Here is a 22,988-nt window from a genome sequence, read left to right as displayed (position 1 = left end):
GAGCCATCCGTGGGGACTTCTACATGACCGACCTTTATCCCGTGAAGCGCGCGCTTCTTTCCGTATCCGACAAAACCGGCCTTATCGAACTGGGCCAGAAGCTCGCGGCGAAAGGCGTTGAACTGCTTTCGACCGGCGGCTCCGCGAAAACTCTGCGCGATGCGGGTCTCGATGTAAAAGACGTGTCCGAGGTCACAGGCTTCCCGGAAATGATGGGCGGCCGCGTGAAAACCCTGCACCCGAAAGTGCACGGTGGTCTTCTCGCGCTGCGCGACAACGACGAGCACGTGAAAGCCATGGATGAGCACGGCATTGGCGGTATCGACCTCCTCGTCGTGAACCTCTACCCGTTCGAGGCCGCTCTGGTCCGCGGTGCCGAATATGACGAGATGATCGAGAACATCGATATCGGTGGTCCTGCCATGATCCGCGCCTCTGCGAAGAACCACGGTTTTGTCACTACCATCGTTGACGTTGAAGACTATGACGCGCTGATCGCGGAACTCGACGCAAATGACGGTCAGACCTCCTACGCGTTCCGCCAGAAAATGGCTCAGATCGCTTATGCGCGCACGGGCGCCTACGACGCGGCTGTGTCGAACTGGATGGCCGATGCGATCGGCGAAGCCGCTCCGCGCCGCCGCGTTGTCGCCGGTCAGATCAAACAAACCCTTCGTTACGGTGAAAACCCGCACCAGTCCGCTGCTTTCTACGTGGATGGCTCCGAGCGTCCGGGTGTGGCGACCGCTGTGCAGCATCAGGGTAAAGAGCTCTCCTACAACAACATCAACGACACCGATGCAGCGTTTGAGCTTGTGGCCGAATTCGATCCGGCCGATACGCCGGCTGTTGCAATCATCAAGCACGCGAACCCCTGTGGTGTTGCGAAGGGTGCGACCCTTCTCGAAGCTTACCAGCACGCCTTCGATTGTGACCGCACTTCCGCGTTCGGTGGCATTGTCGCGCTGAACCAGACGCTCGACGCGGAAACCGCAAAAGCGATCACCGAGATCTTCACCGAGGTCGTCATCGCCCCGGGTGCGACGGATGAGGCCAAAGCAATCTTCGCCGCGAAGAAAAACCTGCGCCTGCTGACGACCGAAGGTCTGCCGAACGTCCTCGAGAAGCCGAACACGATCCGTCAGGTCGCCGGTGGCTATCTCATTCAGGACAAAGACGCTGGCTTCATCGGTATGGATGATCTGAAAGTCGTGACCGAGAAAGCCCCGACCGAAGAGCAGATGAAAGACCTCCTGTTCGCATGGAAAGTCGGCAAGCACGTCAAATCCAACGCGATCGTCTACGTGAAGAACCAAGCCACTGTCGGCGTCGGTGCAGGCCAGATGTCGCGTCTCGACTCCGCGCTCATCGCTGCGAAGAAAGCGGAGCGTATGGCCGAAGCTATGGGCCTGCCAGAGCCGCTCACCAAAGGCTCCGCTGTGGCATCTGACGCGTTCTTCCCGTTCGCGGACGGTCTGCTCGAAGCGGCGGCTGCGGGTGCATCCTGTGTGATCCAGCCGGGTGGATCCATGCGCGATAACGAAGTCATCGACGCCGCCAACGAAGCGGGTCTTGCGATGGTCTTCACCGGCATGCGCCACTTCCGTCACTAACAGTTGACGGTATTCAGGATGCGGACTGCGACCCTCTCGGCGCTGATCACCTTTTTGATCGACCAGCTCAGCAAATGGGTTGTGGTCCAGTATCTCTCGCTCAAAACAGTGGGGCAGATTGATGTTCTGCCCCCCTATCTCACCTTTATTATGGCGTGGAATGAGGGGGCGAATTTCGGCCTTCTGTCCGGTCATGGCGATTTGCTTCGTTGGGGGTGGATTGCGCTCGCGGTGGTGATTTCCGGCTGGGTTCTGGTTTGGGTCCGGCGTGAGGAATTTTCGTTCTGGGGCAACCTGAGTGCTGGTTTGCTCATTGGTGGGGCACTCGGGAACGCAATTGATCGTGTGATTTACGGCGCTGTGGCCGACTTTTTGAACATGTCCTGCTGCGGGTTCAGAAACCCGTTTTCGTTCAACGTGGCGGATATCGCGATTTTTGCAGGTGCAATTGGTCTCATTCTTTTCACCTCCGAGAAAAAAAACCACGCGTGACCTCGGCGCAAAGCTGGTCTAAAACAGCGGACGATGCATCACTGCGAAGGGAAGAGTTCATGGTCTCCAGATCGGTACGCTTGGGTTTTGGCTTGATGGCCCTGGCCGCACTGGTCGCCTGCGGGCGCAAAGGTGAAATGTTGCCGAATGACGTGAGCATCGGCCCGGACGAATTCACCATCGTTCCGGCGAAGGACCTTCAGGAGCCGACGGATTACTCCGCTCTTCCAGCTCCGACGCCCGGCGGAACCAACCTCGCGGATGCGACGCCGAACGAAGATCTCATCATTGCCCTTGGCGGGCGTGTTCCGGCTGCGACCGGTGTTGACGGAGCGATCGTGTCCTATGCGTCGCGCTATGGTGTTGATTCTAATATCCGCGCGGACCTCTATGCGTCGGACGAGCGTCGACGTGAAGGTCGCGGCAAGTATGAGCGCGCTTATCGCCGCTTTGCCCTCGATCCCTGGGCCGAGTGGGAGCGCCTTCGCGCCCTCGGGATTGTCGTCCCGTCTGCGCCAGAGCAATAACCTCCGTTCAAATTCCTGTCACAGCTGTTGTCGAGCACGTGGTTTCACGCCACATTCCTGTGTGTCGACTTAAGAAAGGTGACTTGATGAAGAACGGTTTGACAGCGGCGCTTATCGCCATGGCCTCTCCCGCGGTTGCGGCGGATGTCAGTCATTTCACCCTCGATAACGGAATGGAGGTGGTCGTCCTCGAAGACCACCGCGCCCCCGTCGTTGCACACACCGTCTGGTACAAGGTCGGTGCGGCGGACGAGCCGATGGGCAAAAGCGGAATCGCTCATTTTCTCGAACACTTGATGTTCAAAGGAACTGATGACCTCGCTGCAGGTGAGCTGTCCGAAACCGTGACGCTCAATGGCGGATCTGACAATGCCTTCACGTCATGGGATTATACCGCTTACTATCAACGGGTTGCTGCCGACCGTCTCGGCCTCATGATGGAGATGGAAGCAGACCGGATGCGTGATCTGGAAATGACCGAACAGGACGTGACGACGGAGCGTCAGGTCGTGCTCGAAGAACGCAATCAACGCACGGATAATGATCCCGGCGCGCTCTTCGCGGAGCAACGCCGCGCGGCGCAATACCTGAACCATCCCTACGGCGTGCCGATCATTGGTTGGCGACACGAGATGGAACAACTCAATCGCGACGACGCCTTTGAATTCTACCACCGCTACTACGCGCCAAATAATGCCATCCTCGTGGTGGCGGGCGATGTAGAACCGGACGAAGTTTTCGAGTTGGCGAAAACCTATTACGGACCGTTGGAACCGACGCCCGATCTTGCGCCGCGCGTGCGCCCGCAGGAGCCGCCGCAACTTGCGGAGCGTCGCATGACGATGACCGACCCGCGCGTGGCGCAGCCCTACATCATGCGCACCTATCTCGCGCAGGAACGTGACCCCGGGGCACAGGAAGAGGCTGCCGCGCTTGTGTTCTTGGCCGAGTTGCTCGGCGGGAACTCCACGACATCCTACCTCGCGCAGAAACTGGCATTCGAAGACCCAAAGGCGATCTATGTCGGGGCTTACTATGATGGCACGTCGATTGATGACGGCACCTTCGGTCTGATCATGGTGCCGACGCCGGAGCTTTCGCTCGAGGAGGCAGAAGCCGCACTCGACGCAACTCTTGCCAGCTTCCTTGAGGATGGGGTTGATCTCGAAGAGTTCGAAAGCCTTAAAACGCGCCTTCGTGCCGGACGCATTTATGCTGAGGACAATATCGAAGGGCTTGCGCGGCAATATGGGCAAGAGCTCGCGATTGGGCTGTCTCTCGATGACGTCGAAAGTTGGCCTGACATTTTGCAGGCTGTGACACCAGACGATGTGATGGTGGCGGCCCAAGAAGTGTTCGCACGCCGGAACGCTGTGACAGGCTGGCTGATGCCCGAAACGAATGAAGGAACCGCAGGATGAAATCTGTTCTCTCTGCTTTGATTGCGCTGGTGTTTTTGTCCATCCCTGCGCAGGCCGCTGTCGATGTCCAAGAAGTCACCTCTCCCGGCGGGATTGAGGCGTGGCTTGTCGAAGAGCATTCGATTCCCTTCACTGCCCTCGAAATCCGGTTCGCGGGTGGTACTGCGCTCGACCGTCCCGGGAAGCGGGGTGAAGTAAACCTTATGATGGCGACCCTCGAAGAGGGCGCTGGCGACATGGATGCTCAGGCCTTCGCGAAAGCACGCGATGCGCTCGCAGCGAGTTTCAGCTTCGATGCAAACACCGACTCTGTATCGATCTCGACGCGCTTTCTGACCGAAAACCGCGACGAAGCCATGGCGCTTTTGCGTCAGGCCATCATGGACCCGCGGTTTGACCAGCAGGCTGTGGATCGTGTGCGTGGGCAGGTGAACTCCATCATCCGCTCTGAGGCGACCGACCCGGGCGATATTGCGGCGGATACGTTCTACAACATGGCCTTTGGTGACCATCCCTATGGCACGAATTCCAACGGGACACTGGAGAGCGTTGCGGGGCTCACGCGTGAGGATATGTTCGAGGCAAAGGCCCGCACGATGACCCGTGATCGGGTGCTCGTTGGGGCTGTGGGCGACATTACGGCGGACGAACTTGCGGCGCTGCTCGATGATCTCTTGGGTGATTTGCCGACGGGTGGGCCTGACCTCCCGGAACGGGTTGAGCCGACGCTCGACGGCGGCATAACTGTAATTCCCTATGAGACACCTCAATCCGTCGTTTATTTCGGGCACAAGGGCATCGCACGAGACGATCCCGATTTCATCACCGCCTATATCGCGAATGAGATTGTCGGCGGTCAGAGCGACTCGCGTCTGATGGAAGAGGTGCGTGAGAAGCGCGGGCTGACCTACGGCATCGGCGCCTATCTCGTTCCCTATGATCATGCAGAGTTGATCGTTGGACAATTTTCCTCCGGCAACGGAGCTGTGTCTGAGGCCGTGCAGGTCGTCAAAGACGAATGGGCAAAGCTCGCCGCCGACGGTCTCACGGAGGAAGAGTTGGACAAGGCCAAGACCTATTTGACGGGCGCTTATGCGCTCCGGTTTGACGGGAACGGTCCGATTGCACGTATCCTCGTGGGCATGCAGGCGCAGGGATTGTCGCCCGATTACATCGCGACCCGCAACGATATGGTGAATGCGGTTACGCTCGACGAAGTGAACCGTGTGATCCGTGATTTGTATGATCCTGAAAACCTCACCTTTGTTGTTGTCGGTCAGCCGGAAGGGCTCGAAACCAACTAACACGCGTCTGTTTTCCTCGTGGTCGAATCGGGAATTCTCATGCTATCCCTAGTGGCATGAATTCATCCCCACGCAACATAAGCCAAGAAATGCCGCGCCCCGTCATTCGTCAGCTTGACGAGGGCGCGATAAACCGTATCGCAGCGGGCGAGGTGGTCGAACGCCCTGCTTCCGCCGTCAAAGAACTGGTTGAAAACGCTATTGATGCGGGCGCACGGCGGGTCGAGATCGACTATGCGGACGGGGGTAAGACGCTGATCCGTGTCTCTGATGACGGGTGCGGCATGACTGCGGATGATCTGCCGCTGGCTCTATCTCGACATGCGACTTCAAAGATTGACGGATCGGACCTTCTCGACATTCACACCTTCGGCTTTCGGGGTGAGGCGTTGCCGTCGCTCGGCGCTGTCGGTCGTCTGAAGATCACCTCGCGTGTCGAGGGTGGCGACGGCGTAACCCTGTCTGTTGCGGGCGGGCGGATGGAACCGATCAAGCCGGCAGCCTTGACCAAAGGCACCACCGTCGAACTCCGTGATCTGTTCTACGCGACGCCTGCACGCCTCAAGTTTCTGCGGACGGATCGCGCGGAGGCGCAGGCGATTTCTGATGTGATCAAGCGTCTCGCGATGGCCGAACCCTATGTCGGGTTCACGCTGCGGGATGTGTCCGGCGGCGGGGAAGGGCGGGTCGTTTTCCGTGCCGATCCTGAAAACGGTGACATGTTCGACGCGCTGCACGGGCGTCTGGCCAATGTGCTCGGAAAGGACTTTGCCGAGAATGCATTGGCGATTGACGCCGAACGCGACGGCTTGACCCTCACCGGATACGCCGCGCTCCCGACCTATTCGCGTGGGTCTGCAGTGGCGCAATATCTCTTCGTGAACGGGCGTCCGGTGCGGGACAAACTGCTCGTCGGCGCGTTGCGCGGGGCCTATTTCGATTTCCTGTCGCGTGACCGGCATCCGGCGGCGTGTTTGTTTATCGATTGCGATCCGCACATGGTCGACGTGAACGTCCATCCGGCGAAATCCGAGGTGCGGTTCCGTGAACCGGCGCTTGCGCGTGGACTTATCGTGTCGGCGCTGCGTCACGCTCTCTCGACCGCTGGGCACCGCGCGTCAACGACCGTGGCCAATGCAACGCTCGGGGCGATGCGGCCAGAGCCAGCACCGGAACAGCCGCGGGTTTATCAGATGGACCGTCCATCCGGCGGATATTCAGCGCCTTATCGTCCCGCTGCGGAAAGCATCACTCAAAGCTATGACTGGCAGGCGCCGGAGAGGCCCGTCGAAGCGCCGGGTTTTGCCGAGATGTCCATGCCCTCCGCACGAATGGAACAGGTCGCGCCGCAGCCTGAAACTGAGAGCCTGCCGCTGGGGGCTGCCCGTGCGCAAGTGCATGAGAACTACATTATCGCCCAGACGGAACGCGGCATCGTCATCGTGGATCAGCATGCGGCGCATGAACGACTCGTCTATGAAAAGCTGAAGCACCAAATGGCGGAGCACGGGGTGAAGGCTCAGGCGCTTTTGATTCCGGAAATTATCGAGTTGTCCCAAAACGACGCGCAGATGCTTTTGGATATGGCGGAGGATCTCGCGACGCTTGGCCTCGGGATTGAACCCTTCGGCGGAAATGCCATTGCTGTTCGCGAGACGCCTGCGATCTTAGGTCGTGTCGATGCAAAGACGATGATCGAGGATATTCTCGACGAACTCGCAGACCTCGGGGATAGCCACACGGTCAAGGCGCGGATCGAAGCGGTCCTGTCGCGTGTTGCCTGCCACGGGTCCATTCGTTCCGGACGCAGGATGCAGGCCGAAGAAATGAACGCGCTCCTTCGCGAGATGGAAGCAACGCCCCACTCTGGCCAATGCAACCACGGCCGCCCGACCTATGTCGAACTGAAGCTCTCCGATATTGAACGCCTGTTTGGACGCACATGACCATTGAATTGAACGATACCCTGACGCTTTTCGTCCTCATCGGCGGGGCGGTTCTTGTCCTTTTCTTCGCGCTTTTGCTGCTCGTTGTGCGTCGGTCAGGCGAAGCTGCGCGCATGGCTCTGCCGATTGCGCAACAGATGAACCAACTCGGACAACGGGTGCAAATGCTCAGCGACGGGCAACAGCAGCTCGCCGGTGGCCTCACCCATGTGTCAGAGGCGCAGGTCGCGTCGCAGTCAAAGATGCTCGAACTCATGGAAAAGCGTCTTGCCACAGTAACCGAGGCGATGAACGTGAACCTTCAGGGATCTGCGCAGCGGACGGCGAAGTCATTGGGCGAGTTGCAGCAGCGTCTGGAGACCATCGACAAGGCGCAGGCGAATATCGAGAAGCTGTCGGGGAACGTTCTGTCGCTTCAGGACATTCTTTCGAACAAGCAAACGCGCGGGGCCTTCGGGGAAATCCAACTTAACGATATCGTGGGGAAGGCGCTGCCCAAAGATAGCTATACCCTTCAGGCGACGCTTTCGAACGGGAAGCGTGCGGACTGCCTCATCCACCTGCCGAACCCGCCGGGGCCGATTGCGATCGACAGTAAATTCCCGCTGGAAGCCTACGAAGCCCTGCGGCGCGCGGATACTCAATGGGAGCTGAACGAAGCCGCGAAACTCATGCGGCAGGCGGTCAAAAAACATATCGCGGATATTTCTGAGAAATACATCCTCGAGGGTGAGACAGCAGACGGGGCCTTGATGTTCCTTCCATCTGAGGCCGTCTATGCGGAGCTTCACGCCAATTTCCCAGAACTGGTGCGCGAAGGGTTCGACAAGCGCGTTTGGATTGTGTCGCCGACAACATGCATGGCGACGCTCAACACGATGCGGGCGATTCTCAAGGATGCGCGGATGCGGGAACAGGCGGGGGCCATTCGTAAAGAACTCTCCCTGCTTCATGGCGATGTAGAACGTCTCTCGACGCGAGTCGGGAACCTCGACCGGCACTTCGGTCAGGCGGCGAAAGATCTCGAAGATATCAAGATTTCTGCCACGAAAGCGGGCAAACGGGCGCACCGTCTCGACAACTTCGACTTCGAAGAACTGGCCGCTGACGCGCCTGCGGCCTCACCTGCGGCTCTGGTAGAAAGGGGCTGAAAGGCTGATTGACCTAGGTCATGTGCGGCCCTCTGCCAAAGATGCACACTTCTCTCGTGACGGCGGGTCTCTTCATCCTAGATGGATTGATAGAAAGACTACGCAGCACATGAGAGTTTCATGTGTTTCCCGAAAAACCTGCAAAACATGTTAAAAGGGAAACACATCGGGTGTGTGGAAGGAGGACGCCATGGATATCAGCCCGCGCAAAGTCGCCTATATCATTGTCAGGGCGCGAGAACTTGGCGCCAAAGTCGGGCGTTGGGATACGCCGTCTGATGACGCGGATGGGGATACCATCCTCGAATCTCGTCCCTCCGACGGGACGGGGCGTGAACTCAGCAGCTTCATTCGTAACTTGAACGACGATGAGAAAGCCGCCTTGGTCGCAATCATGTGGATCGGTCGCGAGACCTTCGATGAGTACGATGAGGCTTTCGAAACGGCCAAGCAGGAAGCTGTGGGGCCGACCGAGAAATATCTGATGGGCGTGCCTCTGCTGGCAGACTATCTCGAAGATGGTCTCGAAGCCCTCGGTGTCGACACCTCCGAGGAAGAAGACGAAATCTACCGCAAAGTCTGAGGCCGATGTCTTAGCAGAGCGCATAAAGGAGGCGGTGTGCGGATTCGCGGATTGCCTCTTTGGGCGCGCTCGACCACCTTCGCGGCATGACCCGCGATGTAGCACATCCCCGTTTTCTCATTTTTCTCCTGTGGCTCACCGGCGTTCTGGCGGCGGGGCAATTCGCGAAAGTGTCAGTCACCTTCGATTTGGTCCGTGATTTTTATCCTGGATATGGGCCCTCGCTTGGGTTCGTCGTATCTTGTCTGAGCTTTGCGGGACTGATGCTCGGGCTGCTTGCAGGGCTTCTACTCGTCCAACTCGGGTTCAAACGTCTCTTGCTCTGGGCGCTGCTGCTCGGCGGGGCGATGTCCCTTTTGCAATCGACGATCTTACCCTTTGAAGTCTTTCTGGCGACCCGTCTCATCGAAGGGCTTTCGCACCTCGTGATTGTTGTCGCAGCACCCACGATCATCGCGCAGATTTCGCCGCAGGACTTCCGGAATACGGCAATGGCGCTTTGGAGCACGGTGTTTGCGGTTTCCTTCGCGCTCTTTTCCTTCATCGGCTTGCCGTTCACGCAGGCGTTCGGATTGCCGGCACTCTTTATCATCCATGCCTGCGCGCTCTGGGGGATGGCTGCAGTGCTATGGCGGGTCTTGCCGACGTTGAATCTGCCCCAGCGTGGGTTCCCTTCGGGCCGTCAGATTATGAACAGCCACCTCAAAGCCTACCGCTCAGCGCGAATTGCGGCTCCAGCTGCCGGATGGATTTTTTATGCTGGGAGTTTTGTTGCGCTCGTCACTGTGATTCCCGATTTTCTCGAATCGGAGCAAAGGGCCTTTTATGCGGGGATCATGCCGGTGTCTGCGCTGGTGATCTCGCTCACGCTCGCCGTATTTCTTTTGCGATTCTGGTCGCCGGTGCGGATTCTCATCATCGGGTTCCTATCCGCGGTAATCTGCGCAGCGATTTGGGGAACTGGGGCGCCCGTGGGGCCCGTGGCGATTCTGATGTTGGGCGGGCTTGGTTTGGTCCAGGCGGGCAGCTTTGCGTCCATACCGTTTTTGAATGCTGAAACAGAGGATCAGGCCCTCGCTCAAGGGGCCGTCGCGCAGGCCGGAAACTTCGGAAATATGCTCGGCACGCCGCTCCTGCTCCTGCTGGTCGAGCTATTTGGCAAATCGGGGCTGATCGGCTTTGCCTTTTGTGCGTTCCTCGCTGGGGCGGTGGTTCACCTGTGGCTCGCTCAGCAAAGACGGCGCGCCTATTGAGCATCCACCAATAGAAAAAGCCGCCCGAGATATCTCGTGCGGCTTTGTTCTTAGTGATCGCTGCTGATCTCAGCCCTGACGGGCTTTGAAACGGCGCTGCGTCTTGTTGATCACGTACACGCGGCCTTTACGGCGCACGACGCGGCAGTCGCGGTGCCGGTTCTTCAGCGAACGAAGCGAGTTACGAACTTTCATGTTCAGTCTCCTTGTCGCGGCGCCTGCGTGCGCCAGTTAAAACCAGTGACAGTAGAAAGGATGGTGGGCGTAACAAGGTTCGAACTTGTGACCCCTTCGATGTCAACGAAGTGCTCTACCACTGAGCTATACGCCCGTCCTTCCAAGGGAAATACTGCGTTTTATTCGCCTCGCCTTTTGGCTCAATGAATAAAACGCGGGGCATTCCCGCGTCAGTCCGCTGGCGTATAAAAGGAGTCGTCTGATTGTTCAAGGGCTTTTGGTCGAGATTTTCCGGCTCTATAGTTTTTTATGAAAGGAGCACAGATGACTAACTCGCCCTACCGATTGTTGCGGCCGCATCGGAGAACCTCGCCAGTGGTCTTCGCATCTCCGCATAGTGGGCGAACTTATCCCGAAGAAATGTTGAGGCAAAGCGTTCTTGATCCTTTGCAGCTCCGTTCTTCCGAGGATGCCTTTGTTGATCGTCTGTTTTCTGATGTACCCAAACACGGCGTTGCGTTCCTTGCGGCTGAATATCCGCGGGCATGGCTGGATTTGAACCGCCGTCACGATGAGCTCGATCCAGCTTTGATCCTTGATGTGCCGCGCGTGGGAATGAACCCGCGTGTTGCCTCCGGATTGGGGGTGATTCCGCGAGTGGTCGCTGGCGGGCGCTCGATTTATCGAGGGAAGATCACCCGTGCCGCTGCGCAGGACCGGATCGACAAAATCTGGACCCCTTATCACCGGATGCTCAAATCGCTGCTTGAGGAGACGCGCGCTCAGTTTGGCGAAGCGATTCTGATTGATTGCCATTCGATGCCTCGCGAGGCCTTGGTCGGTCTCGGGAGTGTCAAAGGCGGTCGTCCAGAGATCATCCTCGGTGATCGGTATGGGTCAGCGGCGGCACCTGCGGTGACGCGGGCTGTAGAGTCGGCATTCCGCGCGCAGGGGTTTACTGTTGCGCGAAACATCCCCTTCGCGGGGGCCTATATCACGCAGCAGTATGGTCGCCCGTCGAGCAACACCCATGTGGTGCAGGTCGAAATCGACCGCTCTCTCTATATGAATGAGAAGACGTTGGAGCCACGCGCGGATTTCGAAGGCTTCCGCATGAGAATCAATGCAGCTGCTGCGATGGTTGCAAAGATCGGGCGGGATCGCCAACCGCTCGCCGCAGAGTAAAGAGCGGGTGCGTTAGCGAAAGCTGATGCCTTTCTTGATCGCATCAGTCCCGAACCTTTGCCGGATTTTGTCACTCGCCGCCTCGGCGCGCGCCCGTTTCTCCGCATTTGGATCGAGAAGGTCGTGCGACAGGTCGGCCTGATCGGCAGGGACGAGATCGGAGATTCCAATCCCGATCAATCGGAACGGGCCCTGATCAACGGCTTGGTCGAGGAGGGATTGTCCCGTGCGATAGATCTTGTCAGCGATCTGCGTCGGATGCGGCAGGCTGATCCGTCTTGTGAGCGTCGCGTGGTTCGCGCGCTTCAGCTTGAGCGTCACAACACGACCGGCGGTGTCTTTGGCTTTTGCCCGGTCGGAGACCTTGAGCGCCATGCGCCACATGATGCCCTCGAGTTGATCTTTCGAACCGATATCTTCGGAAAATGTCGTCTCATTTGAGATAGACTTGATCGGCCGGTTCGCGGAAATGCGTCGCTGGTCCTGCCCGCGCGACAAGTGCCACAGCCGGTCCCCCATCGCGCCAAACCGCGCGTGAAGGTCGTCTTTCTCCCACCGGCGCAGATCAGCAAAGGTCCGGATGCCGGCTTTCTCCAGCGCGGACTGCGTGGCGCGTCCGACGCCCCAGATCAGGCTGACGGGCTTGTTCTCCAGAAAATCCATAGTCTCCGCAGCGCCGATGACGGAATACCCGCGTGGCTTGTCGAGGTCAGACGCGATCTTGGCGAGGAATTTGTTGTGCGACAGGCCAATTGAGCCAGTGAGCTGCAATTGCTCACGCATGTCTTTGACGAGTTTGGCGAGCATAATGGCCGGCGGGTGGCCATGGAGTTTCGCGGTGCCCGTCAGGTCCAGAAAGGCTTCGTCGAGCGACAAAGGCTCCACGTCAGGGGTGAGCGCATTCATCATGTCGCGAATCTCGCGCGAGGCCGCTGCATAGGCCTCCATCCGTGGTTTGACGACGATGGCTTCGGGGCAGAGGCCTAGTGCCTTGAACATCGGCATGGCAGAGCGAACGCCCTTGATCCGCGCGATGTAGCAAGCCGTTGTCACCACGCCGCGTTTGCCTCCGCCGACGATTACGGGTTTGTCGCGTAGCTCCGGATTGTCGCGCTTTTCGACGGAGGCATAGAAGGCATCGCAATCCATGTGGGCAATGCTCAGGCTGAAAAGCTCAGGGTGCGACAAAATCCGTGGCCGCCCGCAGGACGGACAGCGTTTGCCATGTTCAAAAGGGGTGAGGCAGTCGCGACAGAGGCTCGGCATTTTTCATATTCCAGAGACGTCTTCATCCTATACCCATCTAAGGGGAGAGGCTATCCTCACCGTATAGCGAACGCCATTCGGGAGTGCGTATTGATGAATCCTATTGAGCCTTCAACCTATTTGACCGGTGGGAACATCGTGACTCTGGCGCTTGCTGTCTTTGTGGTTCTTCTCGTCCTGAAAGGGGTTCGGATCGTTCCACAGTCGGAAAAATACGTCGTTGAACGTTTCGGTCGGCTTCGGACGGTTTTGGGGCCGGGGATCAATCTGATTGTTCCGCTGATTGATGTCGTTGCGCACAAGATTTCTATTCTGGAGCGCCAGCTGCCGAATGCGATGCAGGACGCGATTACATCGGACAACGTGCTCGTAAAGGTGGAAACCTCTGTGTTCTATCGCATTATCGAGCCGGAAAAGACCGTCTACCGGATTCGCGACGTCGACGCGGCGATTGCGACGACGGTCGCGGGGATCGTGCGCTCCGAGATCGGCAAGATGGAACTCGACGAGGTGCAATCCAACCGCTCGGCGCTCATCTCGACGATCAAGGTGCTCGTTGAGGATGCGGTCGATAACTGGGGGATTGAGGTGACGCGCGCCGAGATTCTCGACGTGAATCTCGATGACGCGACCCGTGCCGCGATGCTTCAGCAGTTGAATGCTGAGCGTGCGCGGCGTGCGGCGGTGACTGAGGCCGAGGGCGAAAAGCGGTCTGTAGAACTCGCCGCTGATGCAGAGCTTTATGCAGCCGAGCAAAAGGCGAAGGCCCGCCGGATTCAGGCAGACGCCGAAGCATATGCGACCGAAGTTGTGGCAAAAGCCATTGCTGAGAACGGGATTGAAGCCGCGCAGTATCAGGTCGCCCTCAAACAGGTAGAGGCGCTAACGACGCTTGGGGACGGGCAGGGCAAGCAGACGATTGTCTTGCCGGCGAATGCGCTTGAGGCCTTTGGTGATGCGTTCAAGATGCTGAAAGGAAAGAGCTGATGGACCAGATCGTGCTCTTGCTCGAATGGTGGTTCTGGGGGGTCGCGGCCGTGATCCTGCTCGCGCTTGAGATCTTCGTTGCGGGCTTCATCTTTTTGGGTTTTGCCTTTGGCGCGGCGATTGTTGCGGGGCTGCTGTTCTTCGGTTGGATCGGGACCAACCTCGCTGTGCTCGCCTTGATTTTCGCGGTTCTCTCAATGATCGCATGGTATGGGATGCGCCAGATTTTTGGCGTCCGGAAGGGACAGGTCAAAGTGTGGGACAAAGACATCAACGACGATGTCTGATCCCGTTGCCCCCTTCGATGGCGCGAAGATTGCCATTTTTCGTGGGGAGCAGATTTTGACAATCTTGCGGGATGACCGACCGGACATTCCGTATCCAAATCACTGGGATTTACCAGGAGGTGGTCGCGAGGGAAGCGAGACACCGTTCGAGACCGTCGCCCGCGAGACATTCGAAGAGGTGTCGATCCGCATCACGCAGGACCGCGTTCTTTATCAGCGTGAGGAGATGGCGGCAGTGACCTCGGATGCCCGAGTGCATTTCTTTGTCGCTCGGTGGGATGACCTATCAGATCACTCCATTCGACTGGGCGCCGAAGGGCAGGCGTGGCGGTGGATGTCGCCCAATGAATTCGTGTCTCGCGATGACGTCGTGCCGCCGCTTCGTGGGCGGCTCGCTCGCTATCTCGCTCACGCCGGATTGGCTTAAGACGGGAACTTTTCTCCGGAAGTGCGTGTTGAGCCTCCAAATGGACACACATGCAAAGGGGAATCCCATGGCACAACATGACACTTATCATGAGAGCTCGAACGGTAACGGCGGGATCTATTTTCTGCTCGGCGCGATTGTCGTCGTTCTCGGCATCATTCTCTATGTCGTGATCGGTGGTGACGTCGAACCGCTCACATCCGGCGGCGCGGACAGCTCCTCCATCACGATCAACAATGATGCGCCTGAGAACGGTGGCTCGCTCAGCGTAACGACCGAAGAGGGTTCTGCAGAGGCGACCGCGTCGGAATAACCTGACGGTTCACGCTCGTCATATGCGAACGGCACCCGTAGGGGGTGCCGTTTTTCATTTTACGCGTTTGCGATTTCGTCTTGGATGCTCAGGGCCGCCGCACGGGGGTCAGCGGCCTGCCAGACGGGGCGCCCGACGACGATGTGGTCGACGCCATCCTGAATTGCCTTTGCCGGTGTCGCGACGCGTTTTTGATCGCCAAGAGCGGCACCAGCGGGGCGCACGCCCGGGGTTACGATGAGTTTGCCCTCGGCTTCGGGCAGTGCGCGGATGAGCGCGGCTTCTTGCGGAGAGGCGATCACGCCGTCAGCGCCCGCGAGGAAGGCGTTGCCCGCCCGTTCCTGAACCAGATCACGGATTTCGCCCTCTTTAATGAGCGCGCCGTCGAGGTCATTGCGATCGAGAGAGGTGAGGATGGTCACAGCGAGGATTTTGGTCTGCGACCCGCTCGCACCCTCTTTGGCGGCCTTCACGACATAGGGGTCACCGTGGACCGTGAGAAAGTCCATGTCATATTGCGCCACACCACGCACAGCGTTTTCGACGGTCGCGCCGATGTCGAAGAATTTCATGTCGAGAAAGATCTTCTTTCCCTGTTCCTGCTTCAACTCATTGGCGAGCGCAAAGCCGCCACCGGTGAGCATCCCGAGGCCGATTTTGTAAAACGAGACGGCGTCCCCGATACGGTTGGCGAGCTCAAGGCCCTGCACAACATTCGGCACGTCGAGGGCAACAATCAAACGGTCATCGGCGGTCATGGGATTTCCTCTTTTCACAGGTCGCCTCCCAATGCGCTTTTTGTCCCCTGTCGGTCAAGGGGCGGGGACGTTGGTTTCTCTGTTTCCCAAGTTCTTTCGGGAGGCTATGGTCCGCCCATGACACGGAAGCGGTTTGTAATCTCGGCGCCTCGCAGCGGCCTGAACTGGGTGCGGTTCTGCACTGAATATTTCTATGGACAACGCACGGCGGGGAAGACGTCTCTCATCTCGGAGTCGGAAGACGTGGGTGAGGCGTTCATCCGGTCTCATGATCCACTCTCTTGGACACGCAAACGCAAAGAGGGTCAGTGGCAGGCGATTGATCCGAAGGAGGCCGAGGGCGGGCGTGTGGCTCTCGTTCTGAGAGATCCGCTAGAGACTTTTGTGCGCATGTCGAAAAAGCGTCTGCATCGCTTTGGGTGTTATGCCGGAAATATCCGGTTCTATTCTCTCGCGGCTGCGTCGGAGAAAAATGTCTTCTATTATGACGAGCTGGTGAGTTCCCCGGATGTGATGATGCGTCTCTTTACGCTCCTCGATATGGAGCCAGTAGAGGGCAAAGAGTCCCCGACACTCGAAAGCCTGCGCGCGCAGTGGGATGAGGCGGGCGCGAAGAGCCGCGCGATGTATGACACCAAACAGGCGGTCGGTGGTGGCTCCAAAACGAAAGACGCTCCGTTCGATTTCAAGTTTCACCAAAGGTCTCTCACCGACGCGCAGGTCATGAAGGTGTGGCGGTATCTGAAGCGGACACTGTCGCCTGAGGAATTCGCTCTTCTTGCGCACTTCGATCCGCCTACGGACATTCCGAAGTCGACGCTCTGGCAGCGTCTTACAGACTGGATTTAAGGGGGCGGCGCGCCTTTGATTTCGGCCCTGCGAGAAAGGTCCGAACCGGTCATATTTTGTTCTAATTTTGCAACAGGTCCTCTTGCGGGGTGCGGGTGTGATCCCCATTTAGGGATGGAGGCCCCAACCCAACTGACGTGCCGCAAAGCGGGCGTTGAACATATCGGGGCGCTTTGGAAAAGGAGAGACGGTATGAACATGGAGAAGTTCACCGAACGGTCGCGTGGTTTCCTTCAGGCTGCGCAGACGATTGCGATGCGGGAGAGCCATCAGGCCCTGAAACCCGAGCATCTGCTGAAGGCCCTCATGGATGATGAAGAAGGCTTTGCCTCCAATCTGATCGCAAAGGCAGGTGGGGACGCGAAGGCCGTGCTCGTGGCTGTTGAAGCCGCAGTCAACAAAATCCCGAAAGTTTCCGGTGACACTGGTCAGACTTACCTCGACCAGCAAACCGCCAAGGTTCTCGATGAGGCTGAAAAGCTCGCCAAAAAAGCGGGCGATAGTTTCGTACCGGTCGAGCGTCTTCTGACGGCTTTGGCCATTACCAAGTCGGGGGCGAAAGACGCGCTTGATGCAGGTGGGATCACTGCGCAGAAATTGAATGCTGCGATCAATGACATTCGCAAAGGTCGGACGGCAGATAGTGCCTCGGCCGAAGAAGGCTATGAAGCCCTCAAAAAGTATGCCCGCGATCTCACCGAGGCCGCGGAAGAAGGCAAGATTGACCCGATCATCGGGCGCGACGAGGAAATCCGTCGTTCCATGCAGGTTCTGTCGCGCCGGACGAAAAACAACCCTGTTCTCATTGGTGAGCCGGGTGTTGGTAAGACCGCGATTGCAGAGGGTCTTGCGCTCCGGATCGTGAACGGCGACGTGCCGGAAAGCCTCAAGAACAAACGTCTCCTCGCGCTCGATATGGGCGCGCTCATTGCGGGTGCGAAATATCGCGGTGAGTTTGAGGAACGTCTGAAATCCATCCTCAAAGAGATCGAGGCCGCTGCTGGCGAAATCATTCTCTTCATCGACGAGATGCACACTCTTGTGGGCGCTGGCAAAACAGACGGCGCTATGGATGCCGCGAACCTGATCAAACCGGCGCTTGCGCGCGGGGAGCTTCACTGTGTGGGCGCAACCACGCTCGATGAATACCGCAAGTATGTGGAGAAAGACGCCGCACTCGCACGCCGGTTCCAGCCCGTGATGGTAGAGGAGCCGACTGTCGAGGACACGGTGTCCATCCTGCGCGGTATCAAAGAGAAATACGAACTACACCACGGTGTCCGGATTTCCGACTCTGCGCTGGTGGCTGCCGCGACGCTGTCGCACCGCTACATCACGGACCGGTTCCTGCCGGACAAGGCCATCGACCTCGTGGACGAGGCCGCGTCCCGTCTGCGGATGGAGGTGGACTCCAAGCCGGAAGAACTCGACGCGCTCGACCGTCAGATCCTTCAGCTTCAGATCGAGGCCGAGGCTCTGAAGAAAGAGGACGACGAGGCCTCCAAGCATCGTCTTGCGAAGCTCGAACAGGAGCTTGCAGATCTGATGGACAAATCCGCCTCCATGACCGCGAAGTGGGAAGCAGAGCGTCAGAAACTCGAAGGCGCGCGTGATCTCAAGGAGCAGTTGGACCATGCCCGTGCTGCGCTGGAAATCGCGAAACGCGAAGGCAATCTCGCGAAAGCGGGTGAGCTAAGCTACGGCGTGATCCCGCAGCTTGAGAAACAGCTTGCCGAAGCCGAGGCTGCCGAGGCCGATATGGACGGTGAACTCATGGTCGAAGAGGCTGTGCGTCCTGAACAAATCGCTGAAGTGGTTGAGCGTTGGACCGGCATTCCAACGTCGAAGATGCTCGAAGGTGAGCGGGATAAACTCCTGCGGATGGAAGACGGTTTGCACAAACGCGTCATTGGTCAGCACGCTGCTGTCCATGCCGTTGCGAACGCCGTCCGCCGTGCCCGTGCCGGGCTCAATGACGAGAACCGTCCGCTCGGGTCCTTCCTCTTCCTCGGGCCGACCGGTGTCGGTAAGACCGAGCTGACGAAGGCCGTGGCTGAGTTCCTCTTTGACGACGACAATGCGATGGTGCGCATTGACATGTCCGAGTTCATGGAGAAACACGCGGTGGCCCGTCTGATCGGTGCGCCTCCGGGATACGTCGGGTATGACGAAGGCGGTGTTCTGACCGAAGCCGTGCGGCGTCGTCCGTATCAGGTTGTGCTCTTCGACGAAGTCGAAAAGGCGCATCCGGATGTGTTCAACGTGTTGTTGCAGGTCCTCGATGATGGTGTCCTGACCGATGGTCAGGGCCGGACCGTGGACTTTAAACAGACGCTGATCATCCTGACGTCGAACCTCGGGTCGCAGGCGCTGAGCCAGTTGCCGGAAGGCGCGGACTCTGCGGAGGCCAAGCGCGGTGTCATGGATGCGGTGCGGGCGCACTTCCGTCCGGAGTTCCTGAACCGTCTTGATGAGACGATCATCTTTGATCGCCTCGGGCGTCAGGACATGGGCGGGATCGTCGAGATCCAGCTTGCACGTCTGGAGAAACGCCTTGCGAAACGCAACATCTCGCTCGCGATCGATGAGGGCGCGAAAGAGTGGCTCGCAAACGAAGGCTACGACCCGGTGTTCGGTGCGCGTCCACTGAAACGCGTAATCCAACGCGCTCTGCAGGATCCGCTCGCGGAACTGCTCTTGGCCGGTGACGTAAAAGACGGTGATGTGATCCCGGTCGCTGCCGGTTCCGATGGCTTGATCATCGGAGAGCGACGTGGCGCTTCGCATCGACCGGCGCCGGACGACGCGGTCGTTCACTAAGACGTAAGAGATAAGGCGGCCTCCTCAGGCCGCCTTTTTCACATTCGGGGAAAGATATCTGATTGCGCTAACTTTTCCGGAATTGCTGTTGTCTTCTTCGGGGCATCTGTCAGGCTTGTCTTGAAAATGCATTCGAAGTTGAGAGGCTATTATGACTTTCTGGCATTGGGCGATGATGGCGCTACAGGTTCTGGCGCTGGTGTTTGTTGTAGCGATTGGTTTTATGGCGCTTATTGCAGCGGCGCTTTACGTGATCGACAAGAGGCAGACGCGCGATGCAATTCTCCGAAACTATCCGGTCATAGGTCACTTCCGACACTGGTTCTCTACTTTGGGTGAATTCTTCCGTCAGTATTTCTTCGCGATGGATCGCGAGGAAATGCCTTTCAACCGCGCCCAAAGGGACTGGATCTATCGGGCGGCTGCAGGGAAGGGGAATACGGTCGCGTTCGGCTCGACACGTAGCCTGTCCATTCCCGGCACGCCGATCTTTATGAATGCAGCGTTTCCGCCGCTTGATGACCAGTTCGCGGTGACTGAACCGCTGGTCATTGGGCAGCACTGCCGGACGCCTTACACGGCGAAGTCCATTTTCAACATTTCCGGCATGTCCTATGGCGCGATTTCAAAGCCTGCGGTTCTCGCCCTCTCGAAAGGTGCGAAGGAAGCGGGGATTTGGCTGAACACTGGCGAAGGCGGTCTGTCGCCCTTCCATCTCGAGGGTGGGGCGGACCTTGTTTATCAGATCGGCACGGCCAAGTACGGCTTGCGCGATGGGGATGGAAACCTCGACGATGAAAAGCTGCGCGCCATGGCGACGCATGAGCAGATCAAGATGTTCGAGATTAAGCTCAGCCAAGGCGCAAAGCCGGGTAAAGGCGGCATCCTTCCGGCCGAAAAGATTACACCAGAAATCGCCGAAATTCGCGGCCTGCGTCCGGGCGAAGACGGCATCTCGCCAAACCGTCACCGCGAGGTGGATGATTTCGGTGACCTACTCGACTTCATCAATCATATTCGCGATGTGACGGGGAAGCCGGTTGGCTTCAAGTTTGTGGTTGGCTCTTCGCGTCCCTGGGCCGAGTTCTTTGAACTTATCAAAGAGCGCGGTGACGAATATGCGCCGGACTTTATCACCATTGACGGTGGCGAAGGCGGCACTGGAGCCGCGCCAATGCCTCTGATCGACCTTGTCGGGATGCCTATCAAAGAGGCCCTGATCCGGATCGTTGATCTCCGCGACAAATACGGGCTGCACGACCGCATTCGGATTATTGCAGGTGGCAAATTGGTCAATCCGGCGGATGTGGCATGGGCGATATGCGCGGGGGCGGATTTTGTGACCTCTGCGCGCGGGTTCATGTTCAGCCTCGGCTGTATTCAGGCCCTGAAGTGCAACAAGAACACCTGTCCGACGGGCATCACCACCCATGATCCTCACCTTCAGGCGGGTCTCGTCGTTCAGGATAAATACAAGAAGGTGGCCGCCTATGCGAAGACGACGGTCAAAGAACTTGAAATGATTGCTCACTCGGTCGGGGTTCTGGAGCCTCGGCAGATGCGTAGACGGCACGTCCGGATCGTGCAGGCAGACGGGACCTCCGTGCCGCTTGATCGGATCGTGCCGAGTTACCATCACGACGAACACGTCGTGGAAAGTTACAATCAGCCAACGCAGTTGTGAGATGAGTTGGGTTTGAGGCTACGCGCGAGGGGGCTACCGTAAAGGAAACCATCGGGAGGTCCCCTCATGCACTTTAAGCCGAATTTACCTTATTCACACGTAACACCTGAGACATCCTATTTGAGCCGACGCACTCTTATGGCCGGTATGGCCGGTGCGGGCCTTGTGGCTGCGTCGGGGGCGCGCGCGCAGGAGATGCCTGATTTCGAGATCAGAGGGTTCGACACTACCGAAAAGCCGAATACCTTCGAGGAAATCACGGGCTACAACAATTTCTATGAATTCGGCACGGGTAAAGAAGACCCCGCCCGCAACGCCCATACTCTCACAACTGATCCGTGGTCGGTGGAGATTGACGGCCTGGTCGAACGTCCCGGTTCCTATGGTCTCGGCGATATCCTCGCCAAGGTTGATATCGATGAGCGTATTTATCGCTTCCGCTGTGTCGAGGCGTGGTCGATGGTCATCCCGTGGAACGGGTTCGAGTTGAACCAACTGCTCAATCTCGCTGGTGTGCAGCCCTCTGCAAAATATGTCCGCTTCGAGACGCTCTATCGCCCCGAGGAGATGCCAGGTCAGCGGCGCCCCATCCTCGACTGGCCTTATGTCGAGGGGCTGCGCCTCGATGAGGCGATGCATCCGCTCACGATCATGGCGACCGGCCTCTATGGGAAAATGCTCCCGAACCAGAACGGCGCGCCGCTACGCCTCGTTGTGCCGTGGAAATACGGGTTCAAATCGATCAAGTCCGTGGTGAAAGTCACGCTCACCGACAAACAGCCTCTGAATACGTGGAAGGCGACGAACCATCGCGAGTACGGGTTCTACTCAAACGTGAACCCGGAGGTGAGCCACCCGCGCTGGTCCCAAGCCACGGAGCGCCGTATCGGAGGAGGGCTCTTTGCCTCGCGCCTCGCGACGGTCAAATTCAACGGCTATGAGGAGCAGGTCGGCCATCTCTATCGCGGTATGGACCTGAGCAAAGACTACTGATGCGCGACCTGATCAACACATATGCCCGCCGCATCCCGACATGGCCTCTCTATATCGCGGCTCTGTTTCCGCCGAGCTGGTATTTCTATGCCGGCCTGACCGGACAGCTCGGGATCGATCCCGTCAAAGCGATGGAACACAAGATCGGCCTCCTCGGGCTTCAGGTGTTGATCGCTTCTCTCTGTATCACTCCATTAAGGCGCTACGCAGGAGTGAACCTGCTCAAGTTTCGCCGTGCTCTAGGTTTGGTCGCCTTCTTCTACATCGTCCTGCACTTGTTGGTGTGGATCGTGCTCGACGTCCAAATCATGAGTCAGATCATCGCAGACATCTATAAGCGTCCCTACATCACGATTGGCATGGCTGGGTTCATCTTGCTGATCCCTCTGGCCGCGACGTCCTACAATCTTGCGATCCGCAAACTCGGTCGGAACTGGCGCCGCCTCCACATGCTCGTCTATCCGGCGGTTGCCCTCGGCGCGATTCACTTCGTGATGCTTCGGAAGGGCTGGCAGCTTGAGCCGTTGCTCTACCTCGCGGGGGTCGCGCTTCTTCTTCTCATAAGAGTGCGAGTTAAACACTCTAAGCGCCCGCCAATGAATCGGGCGACTCGTTCCGCGAGCTGACTCGCCCAATTCAGCGGGTGATTCAGAGGGTTTTTGGGGTGGTCTGGTGGGTCGCATACTAAATGTTGCGCGGGCCGCTGTGGAAAAGCGTCTTTCATTTCGTTAGCGCCAAAAGTCGTCCGCGCGAAATCAGGAGAATGCGACGTGATGCTGAAAAAATATTCTAATAATATTCAATGATATCAGGTATTTGAGTGGTTAATTATTGATTTTTGTTATTTTCTTTTAAAAAGCGCTTGCGGGTCTTGGGCACTCGCCTTAGAACCCCCTTCACCGGCGGCGCTGAGGCGCACGGCGGGACGGACGGAACGACGAAGCGGACGCTT

General features: G+C 58.1%; 22 protein-coding genes and 1 tRNA gene. 19 read left to right on the top strand and 4 right to left on the bottom strand.

Annotated features, from left to right (window positions below):
* Window positions 1–23: 23 nt before the first annotated feature.
* The 9 genes from purH to LA304_RS00075 all read left to right on the top strand — a co-directional run bounded on the left by purH (window position 24) and on the right by LA304_RS00075 (window position 10,290).
* Complete coding sequence (gene purH, locus LA304_RS00115; RefSeq protein ID WP_224501086.1) at window positions 24–1,613, top strand: bifunctional phosphoribosylaminoimidazolecarboxamide formyltransferase/IMP cyclohydrolase; 1,590 nt, start codon at window positions 24–26, stop codon at window positions 1,611–1,613.
* 18 nt (window positions 1,614–1,631) lie between these two features.
* A complete protein-coding gene (gene lspA, locus LA304_RS00110) occupies window positions 1,632–2,105 on the top strand; it encodes a signal peptidase II (RefSeq protein ID WP_224501085.1) in 474 nt (157 codons plus the stop codon).
* Between the two features lie 95 nt (window positions 2,106–2,200).
* The gene (locus tag LA304_RS00105; RefSeq protein WP_224501084.1) at window positions 2,201–2,632 is read left to right on the top strand and encodes a DUF3035 domain-containing protein; all 432 of its coding nucleotides are present in this window, start codon (window positions 2,201–2,203) and stop codon (window positions 2,630–2,632) included.
* 86 nt (window positions 2,633–2,718) lie between these two features.
* Window positions 2,719–4,053, top strand: a complete 1,335-nt coding sequence (locus tag LA304_RS00100) for a M16 family metallopeptidase (RefSeq protein WP_224501083.1) — start codon at window positions 2,719–2,721, stop codon at window positions 4,051–4,053.
* Window positions 4,050–5,357, top strand: coding sequence for a M16 family metallopeptidase (locus LA304_RS00095; protein WP_224501082.1), 1,308 nt, complete (start codon window positions 4,050–4,052; stop codon window positions 5,355–5,357). Before LA304_RS00100 ends, LA304_RS00095 begins: the two co-directional genes overlap by 4 nt.
* Before the next feature lie 89 nt (window positions 5,358–5,446).
* Window positions 5,447–7,303, top strand: a complete 1,857-nt coding sequence (gene mutL, locus LA304_RS00090; RefSeq protein ID WP_396022161.1) for a DNA mismatch repair endonuclease MutL — start codon at window positions 5,447–5,449, stop codon at window positions 7,301–7,303.
* The gene (locus LA304_RS00085; RefSeq protein WP_224501080.1) at window positions 7,300–8,454 is read left to right on the top strand and encodes a DNA recombination protein RmuC; all 1,155 of its coding nucleotides are present in this window, start codon (window positions 7,300–7,302) and stop codon (window positions 8,452–8,454) included. Before mutL ends, LA304_RS00085 begins: the two co-directional genes overlap by 4 nt.
* Before the next feature lie 190 nt (window positions 8,455–8,644).
* Complete coding sequence (locus tag LA304_RS00080; RefSeq protein ID WP_224501079.1) at window positions 8,645–9,037, top strand: DUF3775 domain-containing protein; 393 nt, start codon at window positions 8,645–8,647, stop codon at window positions 9,035–9,037.
* An 86-nt stretch (window positions 9,038–9,123) separates the two neighbouring features.
* Complete coding sequence (locus LA304_RS00075) at window positions 9,124–10,290, top strand: MFS transporter (protein ID WP_224501078.1); 1,167 nt, start codon at window positions 9,124–9,126, stop codon at window positions 10,288–10,290.
* Window positions 10,291–10,359: 69 nt separating this feature from the next.
* Here LA304_RS00075 and ykgO read toward each other — a convergent pair whose 3' ends face one another.
* Together ykgO and LA304_RS00065 are read right to left on the bottom strand one after the other, a co-directional pair.
* Window positions 10,360–10,485, bottom strand: a complete 126-nt coding sequence (gene ykgO / locus LA304_RS00070; protein WP_005850168.1) for a type B 50S ribosomal protein L36 — start codon at window positions 10,483–10,485, stop codon at window positions 10,360–10,362.
* Between the two features lie 61 nt (window positions 10,486–10,546).
* Window positions 10,547–10,621: transfer RNA gene (locus tag LA304_RS00065), tRNA-Val, on the bottom strand.
* Between the two features lie 170 nt (window positions 10,622–10,791).
* Between LA304_RS00065 and LA304_RS00060 the strand changes: the two genes are divergently transcribed.
* Entirely contained in the window at window positions 10,792–11,652 is an 861-nt protein-coding gene (locus LA304_RS00060) for an N-formylglutamate amidohydrolase (RefSeq protein ID WP_224501077.1), read from the top strand.
* Window positions 11,653–11,664: 12 nt separating this feature from the next.
* On the opposite strand, the gene LA304_RS00055 is transcribed toward LA304_RS00060, so the two are convergent.
* Window positions 11,665–12,918 carry a DNA polymerase IV gene (locus LA304_RS00055; protein WP_224501076.1) on the bottom strand — a complete coding sequence of 418 codons (1,254 nt, stop codon included), beginning with the start codon at window positions 12,916–12,918 and terminating at the stop codon, window positions 11,665–11,667.
* A gap of 93 nt (window positions 12,919–13,011) precedes the next feature.
* On the opposite strand from LA304_RS00055, the gene LA304_RS00050 reads away from it, so the two are divergent.
* The 4 genes from LA304_RS00050 (at window position 13,012) to LA304_RS00035 (ending at window position 14,932) form a co-directional block, all read left to right on the top strand.
* Window positions 13,012–13,905 (top strand): SPFH domain-containing protein, encoded by an 894-nt coding sequence (locus LA304_RS00050; protein WP_224501075.1) that lies wholly within the window; start codon window positions 13,012–13,014, stop codon window positions 13,903–13,905.
* Window positions 13,905–14,192, top strand: coding sequence for an NfeD family protein (locus LA304_RS00045; protein WP_224501074.1), 288 nt, complete (start codon window positions 13,905–13,907; stop codon window positions 14,190–14,192). The genes LA304_RS00050 and LA304_RS00045 overlap by 1 nt, the downstream gene beginning before the upstream one ends.
* A complete protein-coding gene (locus LA304_RS00040) occupies window positions 14,185–14,619 on the top strand; it encodes an NUDIX hydrolase (RefSeq protein ID WP_224501073.1) in 435 nt (144 codons plus the stop codon). Before LA304_RS00045 ends, LA304_RS00040 begins: the two co-directional genes overlap by 8 nt.
* 67 nt (window positions 14,620–14,686) lie before the next feature.
* Window positions 14,687–14,932 carry a hypothetical protein gene (locus LA304_RS00035; protein WP_224501072.1) on the top strand — a complete coding sequence of 82 codons (246 nt, stop codon included), beginning with the start codon at window positions 14,687–14,689 and terminating at the stop codon, window positions 14,930–14,932.
* A 59-nt stretch (window positions 14,933–14,991) separates the two neighbouring features.
* Here LA304_RS00035 and pyrF read toward each other — a convergent pair whose 3' ends face one another.
* Entirely contained in the window at window positions 14,992–15,690 is a 699-nt protein-coding gene (gene pyrF, locus LA304_RS00030) for an orotidine-5'-phosphate decarboxylase (protein ID WP_224501071.1), read from the bottom strand.
* 117 nt (window positions 15,691–15,807) lie between these two features.
* Here pyrF and LA304_RS00025 point away from each other — a divergent pair, with 117 nt between their 5' ends.
* The 5 genes from LA304_RS00025 to msrQ all read left to right on the top strand — a co-directional run bounded on the left by LA304_RS00025 (window position 15,808) and on the right by msrQ (window position 22,662).
* Window positions 15,808–16,539, top strand: a complete 732-nt coding sequence (locus tag LA304_RS00025; RefSeq protein ID WP_224501070.1) for a hypothetical protein — start codon at window positions 15,808–15,810, stop codon at window positions 16,537–16,539.
* Between the two features lie 192 nt (window positions 16,540–16,731).
* A complete protein-coding gene (gene clpB / locus LA304_RS00020) occupies window positions 16,732–19,359 on the top strand; it encodes an ATP-dependent chaperone ClpB (protein WP_224501069.1) in 2,628 nt (875 codons plus the stop codon).
* 151 nt (window positions 19,360–19,510) lie between these two features.
* Entirely contained in the window at window positions 19,511–21,043 is a 1,533-nt protein-coding gene (locus LA304_RS00015; RefSeq protein ID WP_224501068.1) for an FMN-binding glutamate synthase family protein, read from the top strand.
* Window positions 21,044–21,109: 66 nt separating this feature from the next.
* A complete protein-coding gene (gene msrP, locus LA304_RS00010; RefSeq protein ID WP_224501067.1) occupies window positions 21,110–22,036 on the top strand; it encodes a protein-methionine-sulfoxide reductase catalytic subunit MsrP in 927 nt (308 codons plus the stop codon).
* Window positions 22,036–22,662, top strand: coding sequence for a protein-methionine-sulfoxide reductase heme-binding subunit MsrQ (gene msrQ / locus LA304_RS00005; protein ID WP_224501066.1), 627 nt, complete (start codon window positions 22,036–22,038; stop codon window positions 22,660–22,662). The genes msrP and msrQ overlap by 1 nt, the downstream gene beginning before the upstream one ends.
* Window positions 22,663–22,988 lie beyond the last annotated feature (326 nt).

The organism is Celeribacter litoreus (genome assembly GCF_020165855.1).
GTDB classification, from domain to species: domain Bacteria; phylum Pseudomonadota; class Alphaproteobacteria; order Rhodobacterales; family Rhodobacteraceae; genus Celeribacter; species Celeribacter litoreus.
Note: the sequence above shows the minus strand (reverse complement) of the source record. Positions and strands in the feature narration are given on the sequence as shown.